This window comes from Neorhizobium sp. BETTINA12A (assembly GCF_023006485.1).
GTDB lineage: Bacteria > Pseudomonadota > Alphaproteobacteria > Rhizobiales > Rhizobiaceae > Neorhizobium.
Window position 1 is genome coordinate 1 of record NZ_JALBGW010000185.1, and the last position, 8,665, is coordinate 8,665.

Consider the following 8,665-nt stretch of genomic DNA (forward strand, 5'->3'; position numbering starts at 1 on the left):
CATCCTGCGCGCCAGCCACGATGCCATGCGCCGCGCCGTGGCGGGGCTTGCCGTCACCCCGGCCTATGTGCTCGCCGACGGCCGCGATGTGCCGCAGGGCCTCTGCTGCCCCGGCAAGGCGGTCATCAAGGGCGATGCCCGCTCCGTGTCGATTGCCGCGGCCTCGATCATCGCAAAGGTCACCCGCGACCGGATGATGACCCGCGCCCACCTGGTTTTCCCGGCTTACGGGTTTGCCAATCACGTCGGTTACGGGACGGCGCAGCACCGCGCCGGTATAGAGGCGCATGGGCCGTGCTCGCTGCACCGGATGAGCTTTCGGCCACTGAAGAAGGACGAGCTGTCGGAGACTTGATGCGCGGCAGGCCCTTCGTTCATTCCCCAAAAACAAAAAAAGGCCGGGTTTTTCGCCCGGCCTTTTGGAAGTCTTATGTGACTGAAATCAGTTCAATCGCGACTGCACCTTGCCAACGGCGTCCTTGAAGAGCGTGTCCTGGGTGGAGGCATCGGCCTTGCGGGCGATAACGCTCTGGGCAGCGGCGATGGCGAGGTCGACTGCGGCAGCGCGTACGGCGCCGATCGCTTCGGCTTCCGCCTGCTTGATCTTCTGTTCGGAAAGCGCGTTGCGGCGAGTGACGAATTCGTCGGTCTTCTGGCGAGCTTCCTCGGTCAGGGCCGCTGCTTCACGCTCGGCGACAGCCACGATCTGTGCGGCTTCCGCTTCGGCTTCCTTGCGCTTGCGCTGGTATTCGGCGAGCAGGGTTTGCGCTTCCTCGCGCAGACGCTTGGCTTCGTCGAGTTCCTTGCTGATGTTGGCGGCGCGCTCGTCGAGCGACTTCGCCATCATGCCCGGCACTTTCAGGTAAACGACCAGGGCCAGGAAGAGAACGAGGCCGACGAATGCGAAAAATGTTGCATCGAATGCCATCGGGTCAGGCCTCCGTCTTCGCGGCTGCGACTGCAGCCTTGATGTCGTCGCCGCTCGCCTTGGCGCCGATCAGCTGATCGACGATGGCGGTGGCGGTGTCTTCGGCAATCTGGCCGACTTCGGCAAAAGCTTTTGCCTTGATTTCGCCGATGCGGGTTTCGGCAGCAGCGAGCTTGCCGGCAAGTTCGGCCTCGATCGCGGTGCGGTCGGCGGCTGCCTTGGTCTTGGCGGCCTCGCGAGCGGTTTCGGCAATCTTGTGTCCCTTGGAACGGGCAGCTGCCAGTTCCTTTTCATAGGTCTCGACGGCAGCGTCCGCTTCCGCCTTCAGGCGGGCGGCCTCGTCGAGGTCCTGAGCGATCCGGTCGTGGCGGTGTTCGAGAATGCCGCCGACGCGGGGAACGATGACCTTCTTCATCAAAAGATAGAAGAGGCCGAAGGTGATGACGAGCCAGAGCAGCTGCGACGAAAAATGGGTCGCGTCGAACGGCGGAAAGACGCCGCCGCCATGGGCAGCGCCGGTTTCGGTATGCGCTTCGCCAGCAGGCGCGGCATGCGGATCAGTAGCGGCCGGCGCGGTTTGCGCATATGCCGAGGTCACGAACATCATCACCTCCAGGTGTATTCCAAATGCGAAGGATCACGGCGCGCTGTTTGAGAAGCGGCCGCGATCCGATATTTCCTGGACAGATCTTAGACTGCGTACAGGAGCAGGAGAGCGATGAGCAGCGAGAAGATGCCCAGAGCTTCCGTAACGGCGAAGCCGAATACCAGACGGCCGAACTGGCTGTCAGCGGCGGACGGGTTGCGCAGAGCGCCCGACAGGTAGCTGCCGAAGATGTTGCCAAGGCCAAGAGCCGTGCCGGCCATGCCAAAGCAAGCCAGGCCTGCACCGATGAACTTTGCTGCTTCCGCTTCCATGAGAAACTCCTTCGAAATGGTTGTTGCGGCTGATGACTGACGCCTCAGGACGCCAATGTCGGTTATCCTTAGTGCCCGCCGGGATGGATCGCATCGTTGAGGTACATGCAAGTCAGCACCGCAAAGACGTAAGCCTGGAGGAAGGCGACGAGGAATTCGAGACCGGTCAGGGCGACCGTCATGATGAGAGGCAGGACTGCGCCGCCGACGCCCAGTGCGCCCATGGTTCCGAGCGAGGCGACGAAGCCTGCGAACACTTTGAGCGTGATATGGCCGGCCAGCATGTTCGCAAACAAACGAACGGACAGCGAGATCGGACGGGACAGGAACGAAATGACTTCGATGGCGACGACCAGCGGGATCAGCAGGCCGGGAATGCCGCTCGGCACGAAGAGCTGCAGGAAGTGCAGTCCGTGCTTGTAGAAGCCGTAGACGATGACGGTGCCGATGACCAGCAGCGCCAGCGCAAAGGTGACGATGATCTGGCTGGTGATGGTGTAGAAATACGGGAACATGCCGAGCAGGTTGGCGGTCAGCACGAACATGAACAGCGAGAAGACCAGCGGGAAGAACTTCATGCCGCTGCTGCCGGCGCCTTCGCGCAGCATGCCGGCGATGAACTCATAGGACATTTCCGCGACCGACTGCGCCCGGCCGGGGATCAGGCCGCGCTGCGAAGTGGCGAAATACAGGAAGCCGGCGGCGCAGGCGACGGTGGCGACCATGAACAGAGACGCATTGGTAAAGGAGAAGTCGATGCCGCCGATCTGGATCGGAACGATCTTGCTGATCTGGAACTGATGGATCGGATCGTTTGCCACCGTCTACCTCTTGTCCTTAGCCGCGCCAGGTCGGCCCAATTTTCATTCAGGAAGCAGAGCCTCAGCGGCCACCGTTTCCCTTCTCATCCTTGCCGCTTTGCCCGGTGATAAGCGGCGACGGAGCCACCTTTCCCACGGAGCGAAGCACATTCAACACACCGGCACAGAACCCGAGGAGAAGAAGAACAATCATCCCCCACGGCGCGGTGCCGGCAAAACGGTCGAGCAAAAAGCCCAGAATAGCCCCCACCGCGACTGCGGAGATGAACTCGGAGGAAAGCTTGAAGCCCAAGGCCATGCCTTTTCGGCTTTCCTCGGATTGCGCGTCCCTCTTCGCCTCTGCCGCGTCGTCAGCCTTCCTGTCCGCAAGTTCCGCGGACAAGCGCTTCCGGCGCTCTTCCAGACCATCGTCGCGGTGATCCGTCATGTGCGTCCTCCCCTATTTCTGCTTCCGGCACAACCGGTTTTATGCTTTCCAACCGCAAAAAACTGCAGTTAGCGAGGGATTTCGCGCCATCCGGCCCGTTTTCAAGTCGCGCGCAACATAGTTTTGCCCGCCCCTATAGTCAAGGCGTCCAAGGTTCTTCGTTCTAGGTAAATTAACCAAGCAAATTCAACCGGTTAAAACCGATACAACCGAAGTCGGGTAAAACTGCCGCGGGAATCGCTGCCTGTTGCGGCGATAGGGAGCGGCTCAGCTCCAGCCGCCGCCATAGGTACGATAGAAGACGTGCAGGCCGATGCGGCCGACCTTCTTCATCGTGCGCGCCCAGTCCGGGTGGACATAGACCGCATGATAATGGGTGGCGGAACCGACTTCCGGCAGCCAGATCTTGCCGGCGGTCACGGCCATCGCCACTTCACGGGCCATCGTCCAATGATATTCTGAGCGGATACGGTCCTTGATATTGTCGCAGGCAAAGGAGAACTGGCAGCGGTTGCGCCAGTCCTCGTTCTGGTAGACGACGTCGCAGATCGTCTTCGGATAGGCCGGATTGCGCACCCGGTTGAGGATGACCTGCGCGACCGCGGCCTGGCCGCGGGCGGATTCGCCGCGCGACTCGAAATAGATACCGGATGAGAGGCATTGCTGCTGCTTGGCCGAGAAGGAATCGGGCGGCAGCGGGGTTGCGGCCCAGGCATGGTCATCGGCGCTGATCGGCGGGATGAACCGGCCGGGCTTTTTCTTGTCAGTCAGAATGGCGTCGAACGGTGACTGTTTGGCGAAATCGGGTTCCGCCGGCGCATAGGCGGCGGCCAGCACGTCAGCATTCGGATTGTTGATGAGGCTGGCGATCATCGGCATGAGCTCGTCTTCTGCCCGCCTCGGTTCATCCTTGCGGAAATAGAAGGACGCGAGCTCTACCGGAGCGTCATTCTTGCCGGCCTTCAAGAAGGCTGTCATCGCGTCCTTCTCTTCGATGGGCGAAGTGAGCGCACTCGAACGCTGCAGCACGGAGCCGGCGGAAAAGGCCCTAGGCGGCTGCATGGGCTCGACGCTGACGATGCGGCCCTTCTTGGCGGCACGGTTGACGCGGTCTTCATCCGGGCGCGGATCGGAGGACTGTTTTTCGTCAACAAGAGCTATCTTGCGGCCATCGGGAAGTTCAAGGCCGGCATTACCGGAGACGGCATTCTTGACGCCGGGAAAAGCGAGCGAGGCCTGATGGATGGAGCCCGCCGGCGAATCGGTCAGCACCATGCGCCATTGTTCGGCGCCATCGAAACCGGTCAGAAGATCGGCGAGATCGCCGTGAGCCGGGGCGGACGGAAAGATCAGCCAGCAGGCAAGGCCGAAGACGGCCGGGGAAGTCCATCCACTCAGTCCGGATGAGGACCTGCGACGCAAAACGCTCTTCGAACGCAAAACCTTAAACTCCACAGGGCAACAAGAACCCGATGAAGATCAATCATTAACCTTGATGAGCGGTTAACGCCGGCAGCCGAAAAGCCCGGTACCCGGCCTGAATTAGCACATTCACATCAATGTCAGCGAAGGGCACGCCAAATGCCGCGCCTCAGATGATCACATGCGAGCCGAGTTCGACGACGCGGTTGGCGGGCAGATGGAAATAGTCGGACGGGTCGGTCGCGGTATTGGCCATGGCGATGAACAACCGGTCCTGCCACATGGGCATGCCGGAAGCGGCATCCGGCACCAGCTTGCGGCGGCCGAGATAGAAGGAGGTCGACATGATGTCGAACTTGAAGCCGGTCTTGCGCAGATAGGCAAGCGCCTGCGAGACATTATGGGACTGCATGAAGCCGAAGCGCAGTTCGATCAGCGTGAAGCGGTCCGACAGCTTTTCGATCTTGAACCGCTCCTCGAGCGAGACACGCGGCTTGTTGACCGTGATGATGGTGAGCACGACGTTCTTTTCGTGCAGGACGTGGTTGTGCTTGATGTTGTGCAGCAAGGCGGCCGGCGCGGTTTCCGGATCGCTGGTCAGAAAGATCGCGACGCCGGGCACGGAGACCGGCGCATGATCGCTCTTCTTCTCGACCATCGGAATGAAGGTCTCGAGCGGCACGTCGATGCGACGGGTCTTTTCGAACAGAATCGCGGTGCCGCGCTTCCAGGTCCACATGACGATCGTGAAGATGATCGCCATCATCACCGGCACCCAGCCGCCGTCGTGGATCTTCAACAGGTTGGCGCCGAGGAAGACCAGTTCCAGGGCAAGAAGCGGGGCCAGAATACAGATCGCGAAGGTCTGCGGCCATTTCCACTTTATCCGGACGAACTCGAACGCCATCAGGGTGGTGACGACCATGGCGCCGGTCACCGAGATACCGTAGGCGGTGGCGAGCGAATCCGAGCTTTCGAAACCCAGAACCAGCGCGATGACGCCGACCAGAAGCAGGGTATTGACCGACGGCAGGAAGATCTGCCCGGTATTGGTCTCTGAGGTGAACTGGATCTGCATGCGCGGCAGGTAACCGAGATGGATACCCTGGCGGACCAGCGAGAAGGCGCCGGTGATCACCGCCTGGCTGGCGATGATGGTTGCGGCGGTCGCGAGAATAACGACCGGCAGCAGCGCCCATTGCGGGAACATCAGGTAGAACGGGTCGGACATCGCCTCCGGATGCTTCAGCACCAGAGCGCCCTGCCCCAGATAGTTCAAGGTCAGCGCCGGGAAGACAAGCGTGAACCAGGCCCACTGGATCGGCCGGCGGCCGAAATGGCCAAGATCGGCATAAAGCGCTTCGGCGCCCGTCACCGTCAGGAAGACTGCGCCGAGAACGACGATGCCCACGAAGTTCTCGTTGAGCATGAATTCGACCGCATAGAGCGGATTGAAAGCCGCCAGAATGCTATAGTCATCCGAAATATGGGCGATGCCGCCGGCACCGATGACAATGAACCAGACGGCGGTGATCGGCCCGAAGAAACGGGAGACCAGACCTGTCCCCTTCGACTGGATGGCGAAAAGCCCGATCAGGATGCCGACCGAGATCGGCAGCACGGCGCGGCTCATCGACGGCGCCACCAGCTTCAGGCCTTCCACTGCAGACAGAACCGACAGCGCCGGGGTGATCATCGCGTCGCCGAGGAAGAGTGCTGCGCCGATCAGGCCGAGCAGCATCAGCAGCGCCCTGTGACCGTTGGCGGACTTGGTCAGAAGTGCCAGCAGCGAAAGCGTGCCGCCTTCGCCGTCGTTGTCGGCGCGCAGCAGGAAGAGCACGTATTTGAACGTGACGATGATCGTCAGCGTCCAGATCATCAGCGAGATGAGGCCGATGACCTCAAGCTCGGTGACGCCGTCTTGGGCAATCGGCTTCAGAGCTTCGCGAAAGGCATAAAGCGGGCTCGTGCCGATGTCGCCGTAGACGACGCCGACGGAGCCGAGTGCGAGCGCAAAAAGGCCCTGGACCTTGGTTTTCTCGGCAGCGTGATGTTCAGCGGGGTGACCCATGGGATATCCGGCCTAAAGCCAGCCTTTCCAGCGAAAGAAGAAAAAGGGGATGATGGCGGACATGAGCATCGCAAGGATCGCGAGCGGATATCCGAGATGCCAGTCGAGTTCCGGCATGAAATGAAAGTTCATGCCATAGATGGAGGCAACAAGTGTCGGCGGCAAGAACACGACCGACGCAATGGAGAATATCTTGATGATGGAGTTCTGCTCGACATTGATGAGGCCGAGCGAGGCGTCCAGCAGAAAGGCGATGTTGCCGGCGATATAAGAGGCATGTTCCGAAAGCGAATCGACATCCCGCGCCACCGTGCGACAGAGGTTGTCGTCGCTCTTGTCCTGGCTGATCAATGGCACGTTCATCAGGAAGGTCAATAGCCTGGCAAGCGAGCCGAGGCTGTCGCGCACCTTGCTGATCAGCCGATGGTATTCGGCGATGTCGGCAAGCTTACGCTCCAGGAATTGCGGCGGCCGGCGCTTGCCGCGATCACGGAAGATATCCGTCGACAGTGCATCGACGCGATCGACGGTCTGCTCGAGAATTTCCGCGGTGCGATCGGCAATGGTTTCGAGAAGTTTTGCCAAAAGCGTAGCACCATCGCGCCCGGCCTCCGGGAGGCGGCTGAGGCCGGCGATGAACAGCTGGAAGCTTTTCGGCTCGGCATAACGCACGGTGATCAGCCGGTTGCCGGACAGGATGAAGGCGATGTCGGTGAGCTGCGGATCCTTGCCGTCGGCGCGCCAGACGAGCGACGCGGTCATGAACACGGAATCCTTCTCGATATAAAGGCGGCTCGAGGGTTCGATGTCCTTCAGGTCGTCGCGGGTCGGAACCTGAATTCCGAGGAGACTTTCGACATAGGCGTCTTCCTGCGGCGTCGGTTCGATCAGATCGATCCAGACGATATCGTCGGCAAGCTGTCGCAACGCCTCGGCCGGTGCAAGCGTCTTCATCGAGCCAGTGGCGCTATAGGCATTGATCAATCGTGGTCTCCGGCCGAAGTTCGTCGGCCTTGAACGAGAAGCGGGCTTGCCGGTTCCCTGGTTCCGGGACCGCCAGCCGGCCCCCGGCGGGACGGGCCTATAGAGACAGCCGCCGTCAAAATCAAGAGCCGTACAAATCCCGCAGTGGGCGCCGCAACATGACTCTCCGGCCGAATATGTTCAAGGGGCCTTCAGTAACAAGACGATTCGCGGCCTACATCAAAGCCTTGACCGGAAACGCCCACGAAAGTGCCTCCCCACCAGCGGCAGGGAGGTATTCCAAAATGCCGCGGCATATTTATTCGAAAACGATTGCCGGCGCCTGTCGGGGAGTGAGGCCGCCGAGTTCGGCCCATACCCTGGCGGCAATCTCCCGGTAGATCTTGGCCGAGGCACCTTGCGGATCGGAGGCCACGACCGGAGTGCCGGCGTCGGAGCGTTCCCGGATGTCGATCGTCAGCGGAACCTCGCCAAGGAATGGCACGCCGATCCGCTCTGCCTCGGCCCTGGCCCCGCCGTGACCGAAGATATCGTAACGCTTGCCGGTATCCGGTGCGAGGAAATAGCTCATATTCTCGACGATGCCGAGCAGCGGCACCTCGACCTTGCGGAACATGGCGATGCCCTTGCGTGCGTCGAGGAGCGCCAAATCCTGCGGCGTCGAAACGATCACCGCGCCGGCCAGCGGCACCTGCTGGGCCATGGTGAGCTGCACGTCGCCGGTGCCCGGCGGCATGTCGACGACGAGCACGTCGAGGTCGCCCCAGGCGACTTCGCGCAGCATCTGCAGCAGCGCCGACTGCACCATCGGCCCGCGCCAGATCATCGCCGTCTCCTCGTCGACGAGGAAACCCATCGACATGGCCTTCAGCCCATAATTCTCCATCGGCTTGATGATGCGGTTTTCGATCTGCTGCGGCCGGCCGGTGATCTTCAGGAGGCGCGGCACGGAAGGACCATAGATATCGGCATCGAGAATGCCGACGCGCAGGCCATTCGCCTGAAGCCCAAGCGCGAGATTGACCGCCGTGGTCGACTTGCCGACGCCGCCCTTGCCGGATGCCACGGCGATGATGGCGCCGACGCCCGGCACG

General features: G+C 61.3%; 10 protein-coding genes. 1 reads left to right on the forward strand and 9 read right to left on the reverse strand.

What is annotated here, in order from left to right; translation table 11 throughout:
- Window positions 1-355 (forward strand): ribonuclease HII (locus tag MOV61_RS26060; protein WP_247138658.1); only part of this gene is annotated, 355 nt, incomplete at its 5' end.
- 87 nt (window positions 356-442) lie between these two features.
- Here the strand turns inward: MOV61_RS26060 and MOV61_RS26065 are convergent.
- The 9 genes from MOV61_RS26065 to MOV61_RS26105 form a co-directional block, all read right to left on the reverse strand.
- Entirely contained in the window at window positions 443-928 is a 486-nt protein-coding gene (locus MOV61_RS26065; protein WP_038584139.1) for a F0F1 ATP synthase subunit B, read from the reverse strand.
- A gap of 4 nt (window positions 929-932) precedes the next feature.
- A complete protein-coding gene (locus MOV61_RS26070) occupies window positions 933-1,532 on the reverse strand; it encodes a F0F1 ATP synthase subunit B (RefSeq protein WP_080719266.1) in 600 nt (199 codons plus the stop codon).
- 86 nt (window positions 1,533-1,618) lie between these two features.
- The gene (locus MOV61_RS26075) at window positions 1,619-1,846 is read right to left on the reverse strand and encodes a F0F1 ATP synthase subunit C (protein WP_007774919.1); all 228 of its coding nucleotides are present in this window, start codon (window positions 1,844-1,846) and stop codon (window positions 1,619-1,621) included.
- Window positions 1,847-1,914: 68 nt separating this feature from the next.
- Window positions 1,915-2,667 (reverse strand): F0F1 ATP synthase subunit A, encoded by a 753-nt coding sequence (locus MOV61_RS26080; protein WP_038540360.1) that lies wholly within the window; start codon window positions 2,665-2,667, stop codon window positions 1,915-1,917.
- A gap of 61 nt (window positions 2,668-2,728) precedes the next feature.
- Window positions 2,729-3,094 carry an AtpZ/AtpI family protein gene (locus MOV61_RS26085; protein WP_247039629.1) on the reverse strand — a complete coding sequence of 122 codons (366 nt, stop codon included), beginning with the start codon at window positions 3,092-3,094 and terminating at the stop codon, window positions 2,729-2,731.
- Window positions 3,095-3,361: 267 nt separating this feature from the next.
- Window positions 3,362-4,516: a cell wall hydrolase gene (locus tag MOV61_RS26090; RefSeq protein WP_247138659.1), complete on the reverse strand. Its 1,155-nt coding sequence runs from the start codon at window positions 4,514-4,516 to the stop codon at window positions 3,362-3,364.
- A gap of 169 nt (window positions 4,517-4,685) precedes the next feature.
- Window positions 4,686-6,587: a potassium transporter Kup gene (locus tag MOV61_RS26095; protein WP_247138661.1), complete on the reverse strand. Its 1,902-nt coding sequence runs from the start codon at window positions 6,585-6,587 to the stop codon at window positions 4,686-4,688.
- A gap of 12 nt (window positions 6,588-6,599) precedes the next feature.
- Window positions 6,600-7,571, reverse strand: a complete 972-nt coding sequence (locus MOV61_RS26100; RefSeq protein ID WP_151041137.1) for a magnesium transporter CorA family protein — start codon at window positions 7,569-7,571, stop codon at window positions 6,600-6,602.
- A gap of 298 nt (window positions 7,572-7,869) precedes the next feature.
- Window positions 7,870-8,665 (reverse strand): Mrp/NBP35 family ATP-binding protein (locus tag MOV61_RS26105; RefSeq protein ID WP_247138663.1); only part of this gene is annotated, 796 nt, incomplete at its 5' end.

What these genes read in the sequence shown, in the direction of transcription:
- MOV61_RS26065 (WP_038584139.1), bottom strand. Translation starts at nt 928, where the DNA reads ATGGCATTCGATGCAACATTTTTCGCATTCGTCGGCCTCGTTCTCTTC.
- MOV61_RS26070 (WP_080719266.1), bottom strand. Translation starts at nt 1,532, where the DNA reads ATGTTCGTGACCTCGGCATATGCGCAAACCGCGCCGGCCGCTACTGAT.
- MOV61_RS26075 (WP_007774919.1), bottom strand. Translation starts at nt 1,846, where the DNA reads ATGGAAGCGGAAGCAGCAAAGTTCATCGGTGCAGGCCTGGCTTGCTTT.
- MOV61_RS26085 (WP_247039629.1), bottom strand. Translation starts at nt 3,094, where the DNA reads ATGACGGATCACCGCGACGATGGTCTGGAAGAGCGCCGGAAGCGCTTG.
- MOV61_RS26095 (WP_247138661.1), bottom strand. Translation starts at nt 6,587, where the DNA reads ATGGGTCACCCCGCTGAACATCACGCTGCCGAGAAAACCAAGGTCCAG.